Origin of the sequence: Kribbella sp. NBC_01505 (assembly GCF_045040285.1) — a bacterium.
Lineage (GTDB): Bacteria > Actinomycetota > Actinomycetes > Propionibacteriales > Kribbellaceae > Kribbella.
The window spans coordinates 9,822,465-9,843,366 of the sequence record NZ_CP109425.1; the positions used below are offsets into that span (position 1 = coordinate 9,822,465).

The 20,902-nt window shown below is 67.7% G+C and carries 20 protein-coding genes; 9 read left to right on the forward strand and 11 right to left on the reverse strand.

The window, feature by feature from the left end; genetic code table 11:
* Positions 1–457: 457 nt before the first annotated feature.
* The 4 genes from OG474_RS45625 (at position 458) to OG474_RS45640 (ending at position 4,473) form a co-directional block, all read left to right on the forward strand.
* Positions 458–826, forward strand: coding sequence for a DUF4143 domain-containing protein (locus OG474_RS45625; RefSeq protein WP_405064684.1), 369 nt, complete (start codon positions 458–460; stop codon positions 824–826).
* A 242-nt stretch (positions 827–1,068) separates the two neighbouring features.
* Positions 1,069–1,935 (forward strand): hypothetical protein, encoded by an 867-nt coding sequence (locus tag OG474_RS45630; RefSeq protein WP_405059964.1) that lies wholly within the window; start codon positions 1,069–1,071, stop codon positions 1,933–1,935.
* 265 nt (positions 1,936–2,200) lie between these two features.
* A complete protein-coding gene (locus tag OG474_RS45635; protein ID WP_405059965.1) occupies positions 2,201–2,692 on the forward strand; it encodes a pyridoxamine 5'-phosphate oxidase family protein in 492 nt (163 codons plus the stop codon).
* Positions 2,689–4,473, forward strand: coding sequence for a GAF domain-containing protein (locus OG474_RS45640; RefSeq protein WP_405059966.1), 1,785 nt, complete (start codon positions 2,689–2,691; stop codon positions 4,471–4,473). Before OG474_RS45635 ends, OG474_RS45640 begins: the two co-directional genes overlap by 4 nt.
* Here OG474_RS45640 and OG474_RS45645 read toward each other — a convergent pair.
* On the reverse strand, positions 4,455–5,006 hold the full coding sequence (locus tag OG474_RS45645) for a hypothetical protein (RefSeq protein WP_405059967.1): 552 nt from the start codon (positions 5,004–5,006) through the stop codon (positions 4,455–4,457). The genes OG474_RS45640 and OG474_RS45645 overlap by 19 nt on opposite strands.
* Positions 5,007–5,194: 188 nt before the next feature.
* Here OG474_RS45645 and OG474_RS45650 point away from each other — a divergent pair, with 188 nt between their 5' ends.
* Both OG474_RS45650 and OG474_RS45655 read left to right on the forward strand, forming a co-directional pair.
* Entirely contained in the window at positions 5,195–6,166 is a 972-nt protein-coding gene (locus OG474_RS45650; RefSeq protein WP_405059968.1) for an Acg family FMN-binding oxidoreductase, read from the forward strand.
* Positions 6,163–7,137 carry a flavodoxin domain-containing protein gene (locus tag OG474_RS45655; RefSeq protein ID WP_405059969.1) on the forward strand — a complete coding sequence of 325 codons (975 nt, stop codon included), beginning with the start codon at positions 6,163–6,165 and terminating at the stop codon, positions 7,135–7,137. The genes OG474_RS45650 and OG474_RS45655 overlap by 4 nt, the downstream gene beginning before the upstream one ends.
* An 11-nt stretch (positions 7,138–7,148) precedes the next feature.
* On the opposite strand, the gene OG474_RS45660 is transcribed toward OG474_RS45655, so the two are convergent.
* Positions 7,149–7,808, reverse strand: coding sequence for a response regulator (locus tag OG474_RS45660; RefSeq protein WP_405059970.1), 660 nt, complete (start codon positions 7,806–7,808; stop codon positions 7,149–7,151).
* A 92-nt stretch (positions 7,809–7,900) separates the two neighbouring features.
* Between OG474_RS45660 and OG474_RS45665 the strand changes: the two genes are divergently transcribed.
* On the forward strand, positions 7,901–8,776 hold the full coding sequence (locus OG474_RS45665) for a universal stress protein (protein ID WP_405059971.1): 876 nt from the start codon (positions 7,901–7,903) through the stop codon (positions 8,774–8,776).
* Positions 8,777–8,801: 25 nt separating this feature from the next.
* Here OG474_RS45665 and OG474_RS45670 read toward each other — a convergent pair whose 3' ends face one another.
* From OG474_RS45670 to OG474_RS45685, 4 genes are read right to left on the reverse strand one after another with little or no spacing between them, the layout of a single operon-like run.
* The gene (locus OG474_RS45670) at positions 8,802–9,437 is read right to left on the reverse strand and encodes an acetate--CoA ligase family protein (RefSeq protein ID WP_405059972.1); all 636 of its coding nucleotides are present in this window, start codon (positions 9,435–9,437) and stop codon (positions 8,802–8,804) included.
* Complete coding sequence (locus OG474_RS45675) at positions 9,391–10,446, reverse strand: GNAT family N-acetyltransferase (RefSeq protein WP_405059973.1); 1,056 nt, start codon at positions 10,444–10,446, stop codon at positions 9,391–9,393. The genes OG474_RS45670 and OG474_RS45675 overlap by 47 nt, the downstream gene beginning before the upstream one ends.
* Entirely contained in the window at positions 10,443–11,318 is an 876-nt protein-coding gene (locus OG474_RS45680) for a universal stress protein (protein WP_405059974.1), read from the reverse strand. The genes OG474_RS45675 and OG474_RS45680 overlap by 4 nt, the downstream gene beginning before the upstream one ends.
* Positions 11,318–11,533: a universal stress protein gene (locus OG474_RS45685; protein ID WP_405059975.1), complete on the reverse strand. Its 216-nt coding sequence runs from the start codon at positions 11,531–11,533 to the stop codon at positions 11,318–11,320. The genes OG474_RS45680 and OG474_RS45685 overlap by 1 nt, the downstream gene beginning before the upstream one ends.
* A gap of 183 nt (positions 11,534–11,716) precedes the next feature.
* Here OG474_RS45685 and OG474_RS45690 point away from each other — a divergent pair, with 183 nt between their 5' ends.
* Together OG474_RS45690 and OG474_RS45695 are read left to right on the forward strand one after the other, a co-directional pair.
* Positions 11,717–14,089 (forward strand): phosphoketolase, encoded by a 2,373-nt coding sequence (locus tag OG474_RS45690; protein ID WP_405059976.1) that lies wholly within the window; start codon positions 11,717–11,719, stop codon positions 14,087–14,089.
* Positions 14,090–14,092: 3 nt separating this feature from the next.
* A complete protein-coding gene (locus tag OG474_RS45695; RefSeq protein ID WP_405059977.1) occupies positions 14,093–15,019 on the forward strand; it encodes a carbamate kinase in 927 nt (308 codons plus the stop codon).
* Between the two features lie 119 nt (positions 15,020–15,138).
* Here the strand turns inward: OG474_RS45695 and OG474_RS45700 are convergent, their stop codons facing one another.
* From OG474_RS45700 to OG474_RS45720, 5 genes are all read right to left on the reverse strand, one after another.
* Positions 15,139–15,987 carry a helix-turn-helix transcriptional regulator gene (locus tag OG474_RS45700; RefSeq protein ID WP_405059978.1) on the reverse strand — a complete coding sequence of 283 codons (849 nt, stop codon included), beginning with the start codon at positions 15,985–15,987 and terminating at the stop codon, positions 15,139–15,141.
* A gap of 87 nt (positions 15,988–16,074) precedes the next feature.
* Entirely contained in the window at positions 16,075–17,010 is a 936-nt protein-coding gene (locus OG474_RS45705) for an SDR family oxidoreductase (RefSeq protein ID WP_405059979.1), read from the reverse strand.
* Positions 17,011–17,181: 171 nt separating this feature from the next.
* Entirely contained in the window at positions 17,182–18,150 is a 969-nt protein-coding gene (locus OG474_RS45710; RefSeq protein ID WP_405059980.1) for a prolyl oligopeptidase family serine peptidase, read from the reverse strand.
* A gap of 101 nt (positions 18,151–18,251) precedes the next feature.
* Positions 18,252–19,151 (reverse strand): pyridoxal 5'-phosphate synthase lyase subunit PdxS, encoded by a 900-nt coding sequence (gene pdxS / locus OG474_RS45715; protein WP_405059981.1) that lies wholly within the window; start codon positions 19,149–19,151, stop codon positions 18,252–18,254.
* Between the two features lie 75 nt (positions 19,152–19,226).
* Positions 19,227–20,594 carry a PLP-dependent aminotransferase family protein gene (locus tag OG474_RS45720; protein WP_405059982.1) on the reverse strand — a complete coding sequence of 456 codons (1,368 nt, stop codon included), beginning with the start codon at positions 20,592–20,594 and terminating at the stop codon, positions 19,227–19,229.
* Positions 20,595–20,902 lie beyond the last annotated feature (308 nt).

Here is a 20,902-nt window from a genome sequence, read left to right on the forward strand (position 1 = left end):
CCCTCAGAACCTGTCCCCGCCGCCAGCCGTCGGGGGCGTCGACACCGCAGGGCGGGCTTGAACAAGTTATGACCTGTCCACCCCCACCAGTTCCTGTTCAAACCCCCGGCTGTCGGCTCAGTGACGCGGTGGTTGAGGAGGCAGGGGCGGTGGCCGGAGACAGGTAACGGTGGCCAGGGACCCCGCACCACAGGTCTCCGGTCCCGCCTGCCTGTCTCCGGCCACAAACTAGGGCATGTTAATGACGCATGAGGCTTGAGAGACACGCCCTGGTCCTGTGGTGCGACCCGCGCGCACCTTGCCCGGCGTCCTGTCGCCCGCGGCGAGCGACGCGAAGGCATCGGGCGCCTGGTCGCGACGGTCGATAGCGAAATCTGCCTACTCGAAGATACGAAAGTTGCCTGCCTCAGATCGCGAAAGTTGCAGGCTGGACCCATGTCGACCACTCCCGTGACCTATCTGCCCCGCGTCGTCGACGACGGCCACCGACGTCAAGACGCTGGGGCTGCTGTTCGAGTCCCTGGCAGTGCGTGACCTGCGCGTGTACAGCCAGCCGCTGGGGGGACGGGTGTCGTACTACCGCGACTACAACAAGCTCGAAGTCGACGCGATCGTGGAACTGCACGACGGCCGGTGGGGCGCGTTCGAGATCAAGCTCGGCACGGCGACGAACCTCATCGACACCGCCGCGGAGAACTTGAAGAAGATGGCCTCACTCGTCGACGACAACCGGTGCGCCTTCCTCGCGGTGCTGACCAACGGCGGCCTGGCAGCCCGCCGACCGGACGGGGTCGACGTCGTCCCGCTTCGCATGCTCGCACCGTGACCACGCGAGGCATACGCGCACTGGGGCAGCCTCTTCTTCACCATTGATGCCGTGGTCAAAATTGTCGAGTCCCGTAACGGCGCGGACAGTACCTACATATTGATCAGAGCACCTCGGTTCAGTGGCGAGGTATTGGTCGTCGCCGGACCGCCGAGGCCCACGTTGATGTGGGCAAGATCGCGGGAGCCCCGCACCCATCCGCAGGCGAGTTCATCGGCGGACCCCTGCAAGAATGCGTTGTCGTGAACCATGTGCTGGACCTCGGGTCCCGGAAGTTCTGGCGGCTGGTCGGCAAGCCTGTCGACCTCGCCGGGGACCACTCCTGGCTACGCGCCCCGATGAGTCGTTCCGCCGCGGTCGGAGACGGCTGGCTTTCCGCCGAGGCGGCGCACCACGGCGGCACGGTCGACGAGGATGCCGCGACCACAGATCCTTCAGCGGGCCCAGCACCCGGTCTGCTCCCTGCGATGACCATCCTCGACGGCCCCGGGTTCGACGCCTCCCGGCTGGATCCACGGATCCGCGACTTCTATGAGCACACCGCCGCCTGGCACATGGAGGTGTGGACCGGATGGTCACCGCTGTTCTGGCCGGCAGGTGAGCTGATCGCGCGCTTGTTCGGCCGCCGGGTGGAGCAGCTGTCTCTCCCGATGCGCCCGCTTGACGTCGCGTACGGGATGGACAGCCGGGTCCGCGTGATCCGCGACCGGGACGGCGAGCAGGTAGGCGCCGCGTGGCTGCGGACGCTCCGGCCGTCGGGCCGCTACGTGTTCAGCGGCTGCTACTCGGCGCGGCGTCTCCCCGGCGCGACGCAGCCGAGCGTCCATGTCGCGTTCCCACTCGAGTCCGGGAACGTCCAGGTCTTCCTGCGCCCGGTCATCAGTGACGGGGGCGGGCTCGTCCTGGAGTCGCCCCCAGGGCGATTCGGGCAGGACGGCGCGTACGTCGTTGTGCACGACGACGGACGGGACTTCGCGGCGCGCGTCCCGCTCCACGAGACCTTCCGCCTGTACTGCGACCCCTACGGCGTACTCCGCACCGACCACGAACTTCGGATCCGGCGCACCTCGATGGTGCGCCTGCACTACAAGATGGAGCATGCCCGATGATCCACACCTTGCAGGTCGTTCTGCCCAACTCCGGGGGCGGGACCACGGCACCTGAACCCTGTCGGTCCCCATGCCGTGGTCCACGATTGTTGCGCCCGGCAAGCGCGTCGATCGTACGCCCACATGCGCCGGCGTAGACCGGACCCGGGGACCCGACGATGGGCCGAATGGCCCTCGTTCGGGGGTAGTCCGGCACTGCCTGGCGATGGCATCCGAGCGCTTCCATGGAGGTAGGCAACTTTCTCCGACGGTGGAAATGAGCGCGATGACGACCGATCCAAGCACTGGGCTCGCTCGAGCGCAGCGAATCGATCATGCCGGTCTCGAGATTCTCGACGAGCCCGACTGCCTGAAGCTGATGCAGACCGTGCCGATCGGCCGCCTCGTCTTCACCGAGGGCGGCCTGCCCACCGTCCGGCCCGTGAACTTCACCGTCGATGGCGAGACCGTGGTGTTCTGCACCGCGGACGGCGACAAGTACCGGGCCGCGGAACGCGGTGACATCGTCGCCTTCGAAACCGATGAGATCGACGCAGTCAGCCAGACCGGCTGGACCGTGACCGTGGTTGGACGCCTCTCGCGCCTGACCAACACCGAGATCAGTGAAGTGTCGCTCGCCCTCCTGCCCCGCTCCTTGGTACCGGGCTGGCGGCCCCACTTCATCCGGCTCACCATCGAGTCGCTGCGTGGCCGGCGCGTCACCGCCTATGGCCATCCGTTCCCTGGGTTGCCGGGAGTCCGTACGGTGGGGCCATGACCGGTCGAGGACCACCCCGCACCGGATCGTGGGACGACGGCGCCCTGGACAACACCGGGCTGTCTCGCGTCCGTCTCGACGCACTCCTGCAGGAACTGCTCGGCCGCGTCGACGAGGTCATGGATTCCCAAGAACGCCTCCGGGCGCTGCTCGATGCCGTGGTCGGCATCAGCTCCGACCTGGACCTCAACAGCACTCTTGACCGGATCGTCACCGCCGCCTGCGAGCTGGCCGGAGCCCGGTACGGCGCTCTCGGCGTGGTCGGCCCGGACGGCAAGAAGCTGGCCAGATTCATCACCCACGGAATCGACCCGGAGGCCATCGCCGCAATTGGTCCCTATCCCGAAGGCCATGGCATTCTCGGGTTGCTGATCGACCGGCCCGAGCCGATCCGGCTCGCCGACCTCAGCCGCCACCCGGCGTCGTACGGATTCCCGGCCAATCACCCACCCATGCAGGCCTTCCTCGGTGTGCCGGTCCGGATTCGCGATCACGTCTTCGGCAACCTCTACCTGACCGAGAAGGCCGACGGCGCGGAGTTCACCGAGGACGACGAGCATGCTGTGACCGCTCTGGCTGCCGCAGCGGGCGTGGTGATCGACAACGCGCGCCTGTACGCCGACACCGAGCGCCGGCGCCGCTGGTACGAAGTGACGGCCGAAATCACCCAACTGCTGCTGGGCGAGTTCGAACCGGCGGAAGCGCTGCAGCTGATCGCGCGCCGGGCCCGCGAGGTCTCCGGCGCGGTGCTGGGCGCCGTACTGGTCGTCGAGGAAGGCGATCTGGTGATCGAGACCGTGGACGGTCCGTCAGGACTGGCACGGCATGTCGGCCTGCGGATGAGCACCGACCGGCCGGTACTGCGCGATGTCCTACGAGGCACCGGGCCCGTAGTCGTCGAGGACCTTGCCGAGCTGGCCACCGAGACCGGCCAATTGGCCAACGTGCCGGAGCTGGGCGGGCTCGGCCGGACGATCTTCGTCCCGCTCCCGCCCGGAACCCGCAACACAGCCGGGATCTTGATGGTGGCCGGCCAGCACGGCGACCTGCCGATCGGCGATGCGGACACCGACCTGATCACGATGTTCGCCAACCAGACCACCCTGGCCCTCGAGCGCTCCGCCGCACGCCACGACCGGTCCGCGCTGGCTGTGCTGGCCGATCGCGACCGGATCGCCCGCGATCTGCACGATCTGGTGATCCAGCGACTGTTCGCCACCGGGCTCCAGCTGCAGGGCATTCACCGCAGCGTCACTCCAGACGTTCAGGAGCGGATCAGCCGGGCCGTCACCGATATCGACGCCACCATCAGAGATCTCCGGGCATCGATCTTCGAGCTCCAGCACCAGCCGGGCCGCCGCTCCTTGCGCGCCGACCTTCGGACCCTGGTCGACGAGTACGCCGTGACGCTGGGCTTCGCACCGCGGCTTCGCTTCACCGGCCCGATCGACAGTGTCGTCCCCGCCCTGGCCAGGCCGCAGATCCTCGCCGCCGTACGAGAGGCCCTGTCCAACGTCGCCCGGCATGCCCGCGCGACGAGCGTCACCGTCGATGTCACCGTCGCGGCCGGCGAGGTCACCACTCAGATCCTTGACGACGGGATCGGGATCAAATCGACGGCCACCGAGAGTGGGCTGCGCAATCTCCGCGAACGCGCCGCCCTCCTCGGCGGTGCAGTACGAGTGACCGAACGCCAACCGCACGGCACCGTCCTCGAGCTCCGGGCGCCCCTGGATGCACCAGCGCATGACCCGTACGGCGATCAGCGCAGCCATGCGTAGCGGCGGACGATGCTGAGGTGGTTCCAGCGGTCGGCCAGGCCCCAGGTACGGCCGGCGGCGAGCAGCGCGAGGGCGACCAGGGTGATGGCGCCGAGGATGTGGTCGTCGATCAGCGGGTTGGTTGTCAGCGGCAACGAAGCGCCCCACATCATCACGTACAGCGCGACTCCGGCCACCGCGGCGATGCGAAGTGCGACGCCGAAGATCAGCGCGAGCCCGATGCCGGCCAGGCCGATCATGAACAGCGGAGTGACCCAGAAGTCACCGACCAGGGAGTGGTAGAAGCCGGCGAACGGCCCCTCGGCGCCCTTCAGGAACCCGGCGGTCGGGTTGCCGCCGTCGAGCCACCCTTTGCCGGCCGGGGTTGCGTAGCCGAGCCCGAACAGCTTGTCGGCGAACGCCCAGAAGAACGTCAGGCCGAACGCGATCCGCAACACCGCGAGCACCCGGCCGGTCGTCGTATCGGCTTTCGGTGCGCTGCTCGGTGCGTCGGTGGCGGCCGGGATGCGGTGGCGGTTCGGGGTGATGGTCATGATCGCTCCTTCAGATTCGATGTGACACCTGAATGCTGCGGTCGCCGGGCCGGTGCGCATCAGGGCCCGTGGTCCCCAGCACAGGTGCCGAAGGACCTGTCAGGTCGGGACCGACGCCCGCAGCCGGAACCGCCGTTCCTCGCGCAGGCTGAGAACGTGGCCAGCCTGGCCCGCCGAGGAGGCAACCCATGGACGACCAGCTGTCGATGGAACAGATCGACGTACTGCTCAGGGCCGCGGTCGCGGCACCGTCGATGCACAACACGCAGCCGTGGCGATTCGAGATCAACGGCACGGTCATCGATGTGTTCCTGGACGGCTCGCGGGCCTTGCCCGCCGAGGACCCCACCGGGCGGGCGATGCGGATCGCGGCCGGTGCGGCAGTGTTCAACCTGCGCTGTGCCGCGGCTCATCTGGGTTTCGGCTCCGGGTTCGGACTCGCACCCGATCCGCTCGAGCCGGACCTGGTCGCTCGCATCGTGCTGGAGGACGGGCAGCAGCTCGACCCAAGCCTGAAACAGCTTTACCAGCAGGTGGTACGGCGTCATACCAGCCGGCTCCCGGCCCGTCCCGCACCGCCGGCAGCTGATTCCAGGATCGGTCTGATGCAGGCGGCGATTGCCGAAGGCGCCGAGCTCACCTGGCTGCAGAAGACCGACGCGGCACGCTTGACGGGGATGACGCTCGACGTCGACCTCCGTGAGGTCGGCGACTGGAAACGAACCGCCGAGCGAAGCAAGTGGATCGGCGGCGAGCGTGCCGTCGACGGAGTCCCGAGCAGCGTCCTCGGGCCACGCCCGGCCGGCTACACAGCTCCGGTCCGCGACCTCGGCGTCCGTCCCGCCGACCGATCACGCCCGCGAGCCGCGTTCGAAGCCGACGCGGCGCTGGCTGTGCTGTCCACCGACCACGACCGGCCGGTCGACCAGCTGATGGCCGGTATCGCCTTGGAGCATGTGCTTCTCGCCGCGACCCGGGACGGGCTGACCGCCTCGTTCTTCAATCAGCCGCTCGAGTTCGACGACCTCCGCGCCGATGTCCAGCACCTCACCGGAAAACCCGGATTCGCCCACATGGTGATCCGCTTCGCCCACACCACCCAGCACGCGACGTCACCGCGACGCCCGCTGGCCGACGTCGTACCGGGTGAAACGTCATGAAGATACTGGTGGCCTACGCCAGCCGCATGGGCGGCACCGCCGGTATCGCCGAGGCGATCGGCCAGACCCTTCGCCGCTACGGGCACGGCGTCGACGTCATCGACGCCGGGAACGTCACCGACACGACGCCGTACGGCGCTGTCGTGGTCGGGAGCGCGATCTACCTCGGCCGATGGCGCCCGGAGGCGGTCGCCGTACTCCGCATGCTCGTTGCTAGCAGCAACCATCGACCGGTTTGGTTGTTCCACAGCGGACCGGTCGGACCTGACAAGGATGTCGAGCAAACCGCGCCCCGCCGAGTCGCCCGGCTGGCCAAGCAACTCGGCAGCGCGGCACCGAAAACGTTCGCGGGGCGCCTCGAACGGCACACCGCGCGCGGCGTACTGGCTCACTGGATGGCACGCAGCCGCCTGTCCGGCGACTCCCGCGACTGGGCAGCGATCAAGCGATGGACGGTCACCATCCACGACACCCTGCAAACCGCCGGGCGGCCAGGCCCGGGCCGGGCCACCCTCAGCGACTGGACCCGACGGATGGCATGGTCCGGCCCAGAGGCTCCGCTCCGCAACCATGGCCAGCCGATGGAACTCAGCCCGGACCGGTACGACGCAGTTCTGTTCGGCCCCGACGTCTGGCGGGTACCGAGTCTTGGCACCCTGGCGCTGATCGCCGGGCTGAAGGCCGCCGGACTGACCGTCGACGTCATCCCGCCTCGGGGCGATGGCATCGCCACGGCCCTGGATCCTGCAGTCCTCCTGGCCACCGCGCGCCGGTTGATCGTCCAGCCGAGCCGGACGGTGGTGATCGAGGACAAGCCCGCCGGAATCATGGCCGGGCGTGCCGGAGGATTCGGTCTCGTGATCGGCGTGGACCGCACCGGTCACGCTGCGGACCTCACCGCTCATGGCGCGGACGTCGTGGTCACCGACCTCGCGGAAGTGACCGTCCTGGCCGCGGCCGGAAGCAGATGATCCTGTCGGTGCTACTGCGGAGGAATGCGCTGGGCCCGCTCGACGGCGTACACGGCGGCCTCGGTACGACGGTCGACGCCCAGCTTGCGGAGCAGCCCGGACACGTAGTTCTTGACCGTCTTCTCGGCCAGGCACATCGTCACGGAGATCTGCCGATTCGTCTTCCCCTCGGCGATCAGATCGAGGATCCGCCGTTCCTGCTCGGTCAGAGTGCCGTACCGCGGATCGTCCTCGCTTTCACCCAGTGGATTGCGCAACCGCTCCAGTACGGCGTTCGTCATCGCCGGATCGAGCAGCGACTCCCCCGCAGCGAGCCGGCGAACGGCACCCACCAGGTCGAGCCCGCTGACCTGCTTCAGCAAATACCCCGCGGCACCAGCCATGATCGCCGTGAACAAGGCCTCGTCGTCCGAGAACGACGTCAGCATCAAACAGGCCGGCGGATGTTCCATCGCCGAACGGACGTCGCGGCACACCGTCACGCCGTCACCATCAGGCAATCGCACATCCAGCAAGGCCACATCGGGGCGCAACGCCGGGATCCGGGCCAATGCCTGCGCCGCGGTCGACGCCTCACCGACCACCTCGATATCCGGTTCGCTTTCGAGCAGTTGCCGGACCCCGAGCCGGACCACCTCATGATCGTCGAGCAGGAACACGCTGATCGTCATGGTGCCTCATCCCGGGCCGGCCGACGGCTGCACGCCCTCGATCCGCTCCCAGCCTATGCCCCGCCCGTCTGCCCACTGTTCGAGGAGATCTCATGGCACTGACCACACCCGATCCTGTTGTCATCGGGTACGACGGCTCGCCCGGCAGCCGCGCTGCCTTGCGCTGGGCCACCGCGGAAGCAGTCCGGCACCTCGCGCCGCTGCGCATCGTGGAAGTATCCGAGCCGATCCCGCTCGGCTACCGCACCGCCGAAACGGTGTCTGTCGCCGAACTGCGCCGCCTCCAGGAACGCACTCTCGACACACTCACCGAAGGCATCCGGCTCCAGCACCCGAAGCTCACCGTTGACAGCGTCCTGATCGAAGACTCCGCCGCCTCTGCGCTGATCGACGAGTCCGTGCGCGCCCGTGTCACCGTCCTGGGCTCACGAGGCCTCGGTGGCTGGACCGACGTACTGCTCGGCTCGGTTGCCATGCAGGTGAGCATCCACTCCGCCGGCACCGTCGTCGTGGTCCCAGCAGTCACCTCACCCTGGATCCAGGCCCAGCCCACGATCGTCGTGGGAGTCGACGGCTCGAAGACCTCGGCGAAAGCGATCGACTTCGCCTTCGCCCAGGCCGAGTCCCGCCAGGCGCGGGTCGCCGTCGTCAACGTAACTCCACACCCGGCCCCCACCTTCGCCGGCGGACTCGGCCTGCTCGTCTTCGACCCGGTCGACATCGCGAACGAGGAGCGGCTACTCGTCTCGGAGTCACTCGCAGGCGCCGAAACCGACTACCCCGACGTCGAATTCGATCTCGTCCTGATGACGGGCCACCCGGCCCAGGCACTCGTCGTCGCGGCTGACAACGCAGAGCTACTGATCGTCGGTTCCCGTGGCCGGGACGGATTCGCCAGCCTTCTCCTGGGGTCGGTCAGCCTGAGCGTCCTCCACCACGCCCGATGCCCGGTCGCCGTCGTCCGCTGATCGTTGCTGTCTGGCCGCGAGGCCCTCATCGGAGCCGACGAGAATAGGCGGCGGGTACGGCGGCAGCCGGCGCGATGCGGACCTTGACATCGACAGCGAACGCGCCTGCCGGGGTTGCCACGAGCGGGTTGATGTCCAGCTCGGCGACCTCGGGGATGTGCTCGGCCAGCAAGGCGATCCGGTGCAGGACCTCCAGTACGGCGGACACGTCCGACGGTTGCGCGCCGCGGTACCCGGCCAGCAGGGGCGCACAGCGCAAGGATCGCACCATCTCGGCCGCATCCAGATCCGTCAGTGGGAGGGCACACCACCGGCGATCGGCCAGCAGATCAGTCAGCACCCCGCCGCTGCCGGCCATCAAGACAGGCCCGAACAACGGATCACGAACCAGCCCTGCGACCAGCTCGATCCCCGCCGGCGCCATGGCCTGAATCACCACCTGTGGATCGCCGACTGCGGCCACCACCGCGTCGTACGCCGTACCGAGGTCTGTGCTGTCGGCAATCCCCAACTGCACACCACCGACATCAGTCTTGTGCACGACACCAGCAGCCGCGGTCTTCAACGCCACCGGATACCCAAGCCGCTCCCCCGCAGCCATCGCAGCCGCTCGATCACTCGCAACCGTCGTCGGGACAGTCTTGATGCCAACGGCACCCATGAGCTGCTCTGCGGCCTGGGGATCGAGCCAACCACCGGCAGCCGGAGGCTTCGCGACGACAGCCCGCGACGACCACCAGGGCACACTGGACCTCCCCTCCTTCGGGGCCCAGCTCACCGAAGCCGGCCGTCAGAATCACCGCACCGCCGACGCCGGCTCGCCCGCACTCTTCCAGAACGGCCAGTACCTTGGCCGCCGGAACCGCGATCACCGCCAGATCCACCGGGCCAGGGACAGCTCCGATCGACGGGTACGACGCGATGCCGTCGATCACGTTCGTCTGCGGGTTCACGGCGTACAACTCGCCCGTGAAACCGCCCTCGACCAGGTTGGCCAGGACTTCGTGGCCGATCCCGCCCGTCGTGCGGCCGGCACCGATCACCGCCACCGAGGCAGGCGTCAGCAACCGGCTCAGCGACCGGTCGCCGGCCGCACGCTCCCGTTCGGCCATCTGGTCGGTCCCGGTCGGCGCATAGTCGGTGTTCAAGGACAGTTCGACGACACCGTGATCGAGAGTGTGGACCTGGTCGAAACCGGACCTGGTGAAGACCGACAGCATCGGGCCGTTGTCGACCAGCGTTTCAGCGACCAGGTGCTGGATGCCCTGCTCGCGCGCGACCGCCGCGAGCTGCTCCAGCAGCAAGGTACCGATCCCACGCCCGTGGACCGCGTCGTCGACCAGGAACGCCATCTCGGCCGCACCTGTCCGGATCAGCTCGAAGCTACCCACGCCGACGACCTGCCCCGCGATCTCAGCGATCAACGCGACCGGCCGAGCGCCGGCGGCAGGCGCCACCAGGTGATGAGCCTGGATGTCCGCGCCGTGGCGATCGACGGCGAAGAACCGCCGGTAGATCGAGCGATCCGACACGCGATGGTTCAGTGCCTGCAACGCGGCCTCGTCGTCCGCGCGCACCGGGCGGAGATGAACGACAGAGCCGTCGATCGTCAAGGTGTCCCACCCTGTGCCGGTAGCAGCTTCGGTGGGGTCCAGCTCGATGGCGGTCACGCGGAAGCCTCCTCGAGAGGCATCCGCGGGTCGGTGAGTTGCTTCCCGTAGGCAGGGCGATGCGGGACGATCGCGACCGGTCCGTCGACGACGGCCATGGCGCGACGGGTGACCGGGTCTCCGATCGGCAAGAGTCCGGCGTGGGCTCCCAGAACCACCAGACTGACTTCGCGAGATCGGTGCATCAGGGCTGCGACGACCGGCCGGCAGGTGAGATACCTCGTGACCTTCACTCCTGGGTAGTCCTTCGCCCATTCTCCGAGGACCTCGGACAGCTCGAGCTCAGCCTTGCGGACCCACGCCCCGTCCGGAGCCGACAGGCGCGGCGCGGCATGAACCGCGAGCACGTTGCCGCCGCGAGCGGCCGCCGCGCGGAACGCATACCCGACCGCCTCGGCCGACAGCGCCGTACCGTCGACGCCCACAGCAACGTCACGCTGCGACGGCGCCGACTTCCACGAGCCCGGTACGACGATCAACGGGCAGTCGATCCGCCGAGCCAGCTGTAGGTTGTTCCGGGCCGCGATCAGGCGCTCCGGTCCGCGATGCCGCGGACGGCCGATGATCAACGCACGGGCACCACCGGCCGAGGCGGGCAACACCTTCATCCGCGCCCCGGCCCGGCAGAGCAGAGTCACCTTGAGCGCGTCGCCGATCTGCCGCCGAACATGAGCGACGGCCGTTCGCAGCGACTCATCAGCGCGCTCGGCCGACAGCCGATACTCGCCACCCGTCGATCCATGCGCGGCTACCAGGATCAGGTCCGCATCGTCACGGATCGCCTCCGTACAGGCGTAGTCGATCACGCGCAGGCCTTCAGCCGATCCGTCGACTTCGACCACCACCGGACCGGCACTTGGCGCATCGGGCATCAGGCAGAGTCCGACTGGTCGCAGTGGACCACCGCGACCGGACAGGTCGCATGCTGGAGGACACCACGGACGACCGAGCCGAGCAGGAGAACCGACAGGTGGGAACGGTGATGCCCGCCCATGACGACGATCTGTGCTTGGGAGGCCGCCGCCGCATCCAGTGGGCCCTGGATCACTGGGCGGACGGTTTCGGGTGACGGCGTGGTGGAAGACACGGTGGTTCCTTCCGGTTCAGGGTGTGCTCCGATCGTGCCGCCCGGTGGCCGGCTGCCGGCAGAGCCCGTGGTCACCCGCTCAGGTGCCGAAAGGCCCGACGGTTCAGGACCGTTGCCCGCAGCGGTAGGTGATGGTGCGAAGCGACGCTGGTGGTGACCTGCACCGACGATCGGGAGTCCCCCATGCGCCAACTGCTGGACAAACCACTCGCGAGCGCCGAACTCCAGGCGATCAACGCCTACTGGCGAGCCGCGAACTATCTGTCCGTCGGCCAGATCTACCTGATGCACAACGCCCTACTGACCGAGCCGTTGCAGCCCGAACACATCAAGCCACGCCTGCTCGGTCATTGGGGTACGACGCCTGGCCTGAACCTGATCTACGCCCACCTCAACCGCGTGATCAAGCAGCGCGACCTGTCGATGATGTACGTCATCGGGCCCGGTCACGGTGGTCCCGCCATCGCCGCCAACACCTGGCTCGAAGGCAGCTACACCGACACCTACCCCGACGTGACCCGCGACGCGGCCGGCCTGCAAACCCTCTTCCGCCAGTTCTCCTTTCCTGGCGGAATCCCCAGCCACGTCGCACCCGAACTCCCCGGTTCCATCCATGAGGGCGGTGAGCTCGGCTACTCACTCAGCCACGCGTACGGCGCTGCCTTCGACAATCCGGACCTCGTGGTTGCGTGCGTGATCGGCGACGGCGAGGCCGAGACCGGACCGCTGGCCGCGTCCTGGCACTCCAACAAGTTCCTCGACCCGCGCACCGACGGCGCCGTACTGCCGATCCTGCACCTCAACGGCTACAAGATCGCGAACCCGGCGGTCCTGGCCCGGATCGGCGACGAGGAACTCACCAAGCTGCTCGAGGGCTACGGCCATCGGCCCTACCTGGTCGACGGCGACGACCCCGAGCTCGTCCACCAGGCACTCGCCGCGACACTCGACGTCGTACTGGACGAGATCGCCGAGATCCAGACCGAGGCACGCACCAACCCCGGTACGCCGCGTCGCCCCTGGCCGATGATCGTTCTCCGGACGCCGAAAGGCTGGACCGGACCGCGCGAGGTCGACGGTGTCCCGATCGAGGGCACCTGGCGAGCCCACCAGGTCCCACTGACCGGCGTACGGACCTCCCCGGAACACCTCGCCATGCTCGAAACGTGGCTGCGCAGCTACCGCATCGAAGAACTGCTCGACGCAGAAGGTCGCCCGGTCGCCGAGCTGACCGACCAGGTCCCGTCCGGAGAACGCCGGATGGGTTCGACGCCGCACGCGAACGGCGGGCTGCTGACCCGATCTCTTGATCTGCCGCCGTTGTCGCAGTACGCCGTTGCCGTCCCGCAGCCAGGTAGCGGGCCGCACGAACCCACCCGGGTGCTCGGCACCTTCCTCCGCGACGTGATGAGCGCCAACCCCTGCAACGTCCGGGTCTTCGGACCCGACGAGACGGCCTCGAACCGCCTCGACGCGATCTACGAGACCACCGCCAAGGCCTGGAACGCCGAGGTGCTACCGACCGACGAGCACCTCGCCGCCGACGGCCGTGTGATGGAGATCCTCAGCGAGCACACCTGCCAGGGCTGGCTCGAGGGCTATCTGCTGACTGGACGGCACGGCTGGTTCTCCTGCTACGAAGCCTTTGTGCACCTGGTCGACTCGATGGTCAATCAGCACGCCAAGTGGCTCAAGGTGTCGCGAGCGCTCCCCTGGCGACGCACGATCCCCTCCCTCAACTACCTCCTCACCTCCCACGTCTGGCGCCAGGACAACAACGGGTTCTCCCATCAGGATCCCGGCTTCATCGACCATGTGGTGAACAAGAAGGCCGAGGTGATCCGCGTCTATCTACCGCCGGACGCCAACACCCTGCTCGCTGTGTCCGACCACTGCCTGCGCAGTCGCGGCTACGTCAATGTCGTTGTCGCAGGCAAGCAACCGCAGCCCAGCTGGCTCGACCACGACTCCGCCGTGCTGCATTGTGCCCGCGGCGTGGGCGTCTGGCAGTGGGCGAGCAACGACGACGGCGACCCCGACGTCGTGCTGGCCTGCGCGGGCGACGTACCGACTCTCGAGACACTGGCCGCGGTGAGCCTGCTGCGCGAACACGTGCCTGGGTTGAAGATCCGCGTTGTCAACGTCGTCGACCTGATGCGTCTCGAGCCTGACTCCGAGCATCCGCACGGGCTGTCCGACGCCGAGTTCGACGCCATCTTCACCACCGACAAGCCAGTCATCTTCGCCTACCACGGCTACCCGGCACTGATCCATCGGCTCACCTACCGGCGACACAACCACGCCAATCTGCACGTCCGTGGCTACAAAGAAGAAGGTACGACGACCACACCGTTCGACATGGTGGTCCGCAACGACCTCGACCGCTACCACCTGGCCATGGACGTGATCGACCGCGTCCCCGGCCTCGGCCGACGCGCGGCCGAAACCCGCCAGTGGCTCACCGACCAACGCGCCCGGCATCACGCCTACATCGTCGAGCACGGCGAAGACCTGCCCGAGGTACGCAACTGGCAGTGGCCACACGTGGGACGCTGAACCATGCGAATAGTGATCGCACTCGGCGGCAACGCCCTCCTCCGGCGCGGTGAACGACCCGACGCCGCCATCCAGCTCGCGCACCTCGTCTCCGCCGCGCCGGCACTCGCGAAGGTCGCGTCGGAGCACGACGTCGTACTGGTTCACGGGAACGGGCCACAAGTCGGGCTACTCGCCTTGGAGAGCTCCGCAGACACTACTTTGTCGCGGCCGTACCCGCTCAGTGATCTGGTCGCCGAAACCCAGGGCATCATCGGGTACTGGATCCAGCAAGCCCTCGCCAACGCAGGGCTGCCCCGTCCAGCCGTCGCGCTGGTCACCCAGACCGTGGTCGACAGAGACGATCCGGGCTTCCACGAAGCAACCAAGTTCGTGGGAAGCGGCTACGACGAGGCCACCGCTCGGGAGATTGCCGCACAGAACGGCTGGACCGTTCGCCAGGACGGATCCACCTGGCGACGAGTCGTCCCCTCCCCCAGACCACAACGGATCGTCGAGCTCGACACCGCCGAACTGCTCCTGCGCAACCACACGACGGTGATCCTCGCCGGCGGAGGCGGCGTACCGGTCGTTGACGGCCCCGACGGGCTCACCGGAGTAGAAGCAGTCGTCGACAAGGACTACGTCGCCGCCCTCATCGCCACCGAGCTGCACGCCGACCTGCTGGTGATGCTCACCGACGTACCAGCCGTGTACGTCGACTTCGGAACCCCCGGCCAACGACCACTCCACGCGGTCGCGATCACCGACCTCGACAAGTACGCCTTCCCCGCCGGGTCGATGGGCCCCAAGGTCACCGCAGCCCGCCTCTTCGTCGAAGCCACCAACGGCCGGGCGGCGATCGGATCCCTCGACGACGCAACCGCCGTCGTCGCCGGGACAGCCGGCACCCAGATACACGAAGCCGGCCGGAGGCACACGTCCAACTGATCCTGCAGACTGCCAATGCCCCTACCACCCGCGCTCGGCGAGGCGGTGGGGCTGCGGGATCTCGTCGACGTTGATGCCGTGATTCAAGATTGTTGTATCTCGGCAGCGGCCCGCAGGTCCTACTGGTCTGAGGAGGCGAGTCGCTGGTTGCCGATGACGGCGAGGAGTTGCAGTTTCTGGTAGCTCTCGGTGCCTGGGGTTGCGGTGAAGACCAGCAGGGACTGGCCCTGTTCGTGGTCGTGGAGCATTTGGCACTGCAGGCTCAGTACGCCGAGCTCGGCGTGCTGGAACCGTTTTTCGTAGGAGTGCAAGGTGTTCACGTCGTGTACTGCCCATGCGTCGACGAACTCGGGACTCTCCTTGCGCAGCGCGTCCACGATGACGCCGGCGCGTGAGGACGGACCGTACTTGGTGTAGATGGTGCGCAGGTCCGCGGCGAAGTTGCGGCTGTGAGCCGGGTGATCTTCGGGCGGGTAGATGGCCCGCGAGTTCGGGTCGGTGAACCATCGGTAGAAGACGCTGCGGGACAGGCCGGTGAGCTGGGACTCGTCACCGAAGATGGCCCGCGAAGTCGGCGTCTGCAGAAGGGTCTCACCGAACTCGGTGATCACCTGGGCCGGGGTGTCCTGCAGCCGGTCCAGGACGCGCATCAGGCCTGGCGAGATGTGCTCGTTGCGGGACATCCGGGCCGGTGCGTTGTGGCCTGCGAGCCGGAACAGGTGGTCGCGTTCGTCGAGGGTCAGGCGAAGTCCACGGGCGATCGCGGCCAGCATCTGCTCGGACGGTTGCGGTCCACGGCTCTGCTCGAGGCGGCTGTAGTAGTCCACAGACATCTCGCACAGGGCAGCCACTTCCTCGCGGCGCAACCCTTCGGCGCGCCGTCTGGGTCCGCGGTTGAGGCCGACGTCCTCAGGCTGCAGCGCCTCGCGGCGCCGGCGGAGGAAGTCCGCAAGCTGCGCTCTGTCCATGAATCAGGCTCCGATCTCCGCAAGACGCGGCATGATCCGCTCGCCAAGCGTAGCGAGGCCCGGCACTTCCACCAGGCAGGGTGAAGGTCATGAAGTGGATACGCCGACCAGTCGTTCCGACAGCTCCCACATCCTGCGGCCGTCGTCCGGGCCGGCCAGACGGGTGTACATCGGCTCCTCCGCGGGCGCACCGCCGAGGTGATGGAAACCCTTCGGGCCGTACAACAAGCCGCCCTTGGCATCGGGGCTCGTCGCCGCGTAGACAGCGGGCAGCGCCGCGGACTCCGCCGTACCGAAGAGGAATCCGAGACGCGACATCGTCCGGATGCTCCGCACCGCCATCGTGTCCCGCGGACGGCCGATCCCTGGTTGTGCAGCCAGCAGGTTCGTCGGCGAGACTCCGGGGTGGGCCAGATTGCTCTGGATCCCCCAGCCCTGCGCAATGTTGCGGCGATGCAGCTCCATCGCGAACAGCCCCAGGGCGATCTTGGAGTGACTGTAGGACCGGAACCCGTGGTAGTCCTTCTCCCAGTTCGGGTCGTCCCAGTTGATGCCGTTCTGGTTCGCCGACAGCGCCACCTGAGTCGTCACGTGCGCCTTGCCCGCACGTAGCAGTGGCAGCAACTGCGCCGTCAGCGCGAAGTGACCGAGGTGGTTGGTCTGAAACTGCAGTTCGAGGCCGTCCTTCGTGACCTGACGCGTCGGCGGTGTCATCACCCCGGCGTTGTTGATCAGGATGTTGATCGGCCGCCCCTCCCCCTGCAACTGGTCGGCGAGGGCACCGACCGAGCCCAGCGACGACAGATCCAGACTCCGAACCGAAACCTTCGCCCCCGGCCTTGCCTGCCGGATCCGCTGCGCGGCTGCCTCGCCCTTCGCCTCGTTGCGCACGGGCATCATTACCTCCGCACCCGCGCCAGCGAGCCGGGCGGCAATGTTGAACCCGATCCCGTCACTCGCACCCGTGACGAGCGCGAGCTTGCCGGTCAGATCCGGAACGGCGATATCGACGTGGCGTGCCATGAAAGTCTCCTTATTGAGCGGACCCGGTCCGCTGCATCGGCCTGATAACAGCCATGATCCGCCGATCCAGCACCCGCATTCAGAGCTCACTTATCCACTGATCGCCGATCCCTGGTTAACGGACCGTTGCCAACGGCCACTACCAGCAGCATCACACGCTCAGGGCTGTGGTCACGCGTGCAAGTGCTTGCCGAGGAAGCCCGTGATGTAACCGAGAACTTCCTCGGTGGACCACGGAAGTGCAGCCGCCGGGTCGCCGAGCACGGCTGACAGATCACCGTGCCTGGCACCGGTCAGTACGTACCGGGTGCTCTCCACACCGTGTTCGAGCAATGCCGTATGCAGAAGCAGAGACTGACGAGGCGGTACGACGTTGTCCGCGCTGCCGTGGAAGTGCAGGAAAGGCGGCGTCTGGTCGGTCACGTATCGAGCGGGATCGGCGGCGGCGACCGCCTCTGGATCATCCGCCAACGACAGATTCGTCCCCGGACCGAAGACGAACCGCGCCGCAGCCGTACCGGGTCGCAGCAGCGCCTGCTGCTCGTCGGGAGCGAAGTCGTCCACAAACTTCAACAGATTGCTCACACCGAACTGGTTCACCACAGCCCGTACGCCCAGGTCCGTAGTCTGGCTGGTGCCAACCAGAGAGGCCACATAGCCGCCCGCCGACTCACCCCACACCGCCACGTTCGCGGCATCCAGACCGAACTCAGCCGCATGGGCGCGCAGGAAGCGGATCGCCGATCCCACGTCGGCAACGGCATCCCGGTACGTCGCCCCGGTAAGCACCGTCCGGTACTCGACACTCGCAACGGCGTACCCGGCCTCGGCCACGAAAGTGCGGCGTTGCAGCGCCGCTTCCTTGTTCGCCAGGACAAAGCCGCCACCGGGCAGGAAGATCACCACCGGCTGAGGTCCAGGAGTCTGTGGCACCAGGAGATCAAGACGCATCGGTAGGTCCGCGCCATCGGCATCCTGACGAGTCACATAGACGACGTCGGTATGAGCGGTGACGCCCACGACGCCGGTGCGGATCTGCGGCTCCGAAGCCCCGGACACCACGATGCTGGTGCTCGTGTCGCTGGGCGCGACCGAGCGGGCGAGCACCAGCTCCGGCAGTTGTTGTGGATCGGCGTTCACGTGGACTCCTCAAGCCTTCAGCTGGAATGTCCACTTCAGCCTGCCGGATCGCCGCCTCCGGATTCAGGGACCGCCGATCCCTGGATACCGGCTCCGGTCGGCTACCAGCCGCGCTCGGCGAGGCGGTGCGGCTGCGGGATCTCGTCGACGTTGATGCCGACCATGGCTTCGCCGAGGCCGCGGGAGACCTTGGCGATGACGTCGGGGTCGTCGTAGAAGGTGGTGGCCTTCACGATGGCTTCGGCGCGCTGGGCGGGGTTGCCGGACTTGAAGATGCCGGAGCCGACGAAGACGCCTTCGGCGCCGAGCTGCATCATCATGGCGGCGTCGGCGGGGGTGGCGATGCCGCCGGCGGTGAAGAGGACGACGGGGAGCTTGCCGAGGGCGGCTACCTCCTTGACCAGCTCGTACGGCGCCTGCAGTTCCTTGGCGGCGACGTACAGCTCGTCCTCGGGGAGGTTCTGCAGCTTGCGGAGCTCCTGGCGGATCTGCCGCATGTGCGTGGTCGCGTTGGAGACGTCGCCGGTACCGGCCTCGCCCTTGGAGCGGATCATCGCCGCGCCCTCGGTGATGCGGCGCAGCGCCTCGCCCAGGTTGGTCGCGCCGCAGACGAAGGGAACGGTGAAGTTCCACTTGTCGATGTGGTTGGCGTAGTCGGCCGGGGTCAGCACCTCGGACTCGTCGATGTAGTCGACCCCGAGGCTCTGCAGCACCTGCGCCTCGACGAAGTGACCGATCCGGGCCTTGGCCATCACCGGGATCGACACAGTGCTGACGATGCTCTCGATCATGTCCGGGTCGCTCATCCGGGAGACGCCACCCTGCGCGCGGATGTCGGCCGGAACACGCTCCAGCGCCATCACGGCGACCGCACCGGCGTCCTCGGCGATCTTCGCCTGCTCGGCGGTGACGACGTCCATGATCACGCCGCCCTTGAGCATCTCCGCCATCCCGCGCTTGACCTTCGCGGTACCGGTTTGCGGGGTCACGTTCTCACTCACTGCGTTCCTCCTGGTCGTGGGGCTCCGTTCACCAGGCTAGGGCTCACGAGTGACCAATCTTCAGTCCACCTTGATTCAAGTGGACTGAGCGAGCGCATCCCCGAGCCGGGCGACCACCAGCCGGAGAGTGGCCGGTGGCGCGGTGAACGGGATCCGGATGTGCCGCCGGTCGGTCCCGTCCGGCGTGAACAGGTCGCCTGAACCGAGCAGCAACCCGTGTTCCCGCGCCGCGTCCAGAACCCGTCGGGCCCGTACGTCGGTCAGCTCCAGCCAGAGCGTCATCCCACCGGTCGGCGTGGTCCAGGTCACCCCGTCCAGCGTCTTCAGCCCGGTCTCCAGGGCATGCAGGTTGGCCCTGAGCCGGGTACGGCGTCTGCCGATCACCTTGTCGAGCTTCTGCACGATCGCCTGGGCCAGCAGGTCGTCCAGCGCACTGGGCGACGCAACACTCAGCTGTGCCGCGGTGTTGATCCGCCTTCTTAGTTGCTTGCCGGTGCGGACCCAGCCGACCCGGAGTCCGCCCCAGACCGTCTTCGACAACGACCCAACGCTCACTGTGCGCGGATAGCGGCTCAGTGGGTCGGCCTGCTCGCCACTGGCCAGCCATAGCGGTCGCATGGTCTCGTCACTGATCAGTGCGGCGCCATAGCGCCGGGCGATCTCAACAACCGTCGTACGTCGATCAGCCGGGAGGCTGAGGCCGGTCGGGTTGTGGTTGTCGGCCTGCAGGTAGATGACCTTCGGCCGGTGCCGTCTGCACAGGTGAGCGAGCTGATCGGTGTCCCAGACCCCAGCCGGCCACCCGGCGACGTCCAGCCGGTGTTTGCGCAGCAGGTCGAAGGCGGCCGGGTACGTCGGGGTTTCGGTGATCGCTACGCCCGGTCCGAGGTCCAGCCCCGCCAGTGCGGCATTCAGACCGGCTGCTGCGCCGACGGTGAGCGTGAGCTGGTCCGGCTCGGTCGGTACGCCCTCAGAGGTCAGTCGCGCGGCGAGCGCCGTACGGAGCTCAATGGAGCCACCTGACGGCGGACCGTCACCACCCATGGCTTGCGGCAGGCTGTCCTCGACCATCTGCGCCGCCGCCTCAACCACATCGTGCGGCGCAGCGGTCGTTGCGAACCGGAGGTCGAGCAAAGGCTGATCACCCGCCCGGACAGCCCCACTGAAGGTCGACGCCGGCGCGATCGGGTCGAGCAACCGGTCAGTCGGCCGCACATGCGTCCCCGAACCCCGCTTAGTCTCCAGTACGCCGTCCGCCCGCAGGTGATCGAGCGCCCGGACAACCGTGACCCGACTGACCCCGAGCCGCTCCGCCAGCACCCGCTCCGACGGCAACCGCGACCCGATCGACAACTCCCCCCGCTCGATCCGCCGCAGTACGAGCGCCTCGACCTGCTCGGTCTTGGTCCCGTCCGCCGCTTCCAGCTCCCCCGCCCGCCACATAAGTCCAGTCTCCCACCACTGGCCTCACCCCGCCCCCTCCGAGCACAACCCACAACGGCCAACGCCCACCCAAACCCCGCCCCGATGCGCAAAGAACCGCCGACCCACCTTTGGGCGCGAGGGGCGACCTTGGGCGCGAACGGCAACTTTGGGCGCCCACCAACCACTTCCAGCGCCCCAGAACGGTTGGTGGCTACCCAAAGACCCCTCCGATGCACAAAGAACAGCCGACCCACCCTTGGGCGCCAACCGCAACCTTGAGCACCAACCGCAACCTTGGGCGCGAACCTCAACTTTGGGCGCCCACC

Excerpts from the sequence above, each read along its gene's own strand:
- OG474_RS45635 (WP_405059965.1), top strand. The coding sequence starts at position 2,201 with ATGACGACCGATCCAAGCACTGGGCTCGCTCGAGCGCAGCGAATCGAT.
- OG474_RS45640 (WP_405059966.1), top strand. The coding sequence starts at position 2,689 with ATGACCGGTCGAGGACCACCCCGCACCGGATCGTGGGACGACGGCGCC.
- OG474_RS45645 (WP_405059967.1), bottom strand. The coding sequence starts at position 5,006 with ATGACCATCACCCCGAACCGCCACCGCATCCCGGCCGCCACCGACGCA.
- OG474_RS45650 (WP_405059968.1), top strand. The coding sequence starts at position 5,195 with ATGGACGACCAGCTGTCGATGGAACAGATCGACGTACTGCTCAGGGCC.
- OG474_RS45655 (WP_405059969.1), top strand. The coding sequence starts at position 6,163 with ATGAAGATACTGGTGGCCTACGCCAGCCGCATGGGCGGCACCGCCGGT.
- OG474_RS45660 (WP_405059970.1), bottom strand. The coding sequence starts at position 7,808 with ATGACGATCAGCGTGTTCCTGCTCGACGATCATGAGGTGGTCCGGCTC.
- OG474_RS45665 (WP_405059971.1), top strand. The coding sequence starts at position 7,901 with ATGGCACTGACCACACCCGATCCTGTTGTCATCGGGTACGACGGCTCG.
- OG474_RS45670 (WP_405059972.1), bottom strand. The coding sequence starts at position 9,437 with ATGGGTGCCGTTGGCATCAAGACTGTCCCGACGACGGTTGCGAGTGAT.
- OG474_RS45680 (WP_405059974.1), bottom strand. The coding sequence starts at position 11,318 with ATGCCCGATGCGCCAAGTGCCGGTCCGGTGGTGGTCGAAGTCGACGGA.
- OG474_RS45690 (WP_405059976.1), top strand. The coding sequence starts at position 11,717 with ATGCGCCAACTGCTGGACAAACCACTCGCGAGCGCCGAACTCCAGGCG.
- OG474_RS45695 (WP_405059977.1), top strand. The coding sequence starts at position 14,093 with ATGCGAATAGTGATCGCACTCGGCGGCAACGCCCTCCTCCGGCGCGGT.
- OG474_RS45700 (WP_405059978.1), bottom strand. The coding sequence starts at position 15,987 with ATGGACAGAGCGCAGCTTGCGGACTTCCTCCGCCGGCGCCGCGAGGCG.
- OG474_RS45705 (WP_405059979.1), bottom strand. The coding sequence starts at position 17,010 with ATGGCACGCCACGTCGATATCGCCGTTCCGGATCTGACCGGCAAGCTC.
- OG474_RS45720 (WP_405059982.1), bottom strand. The coding sequence starts at position 20,594 with ATGTGGCGGGCGGGGGAGCTGGAAGCGGCGGACGGGACCAAGACCGAG.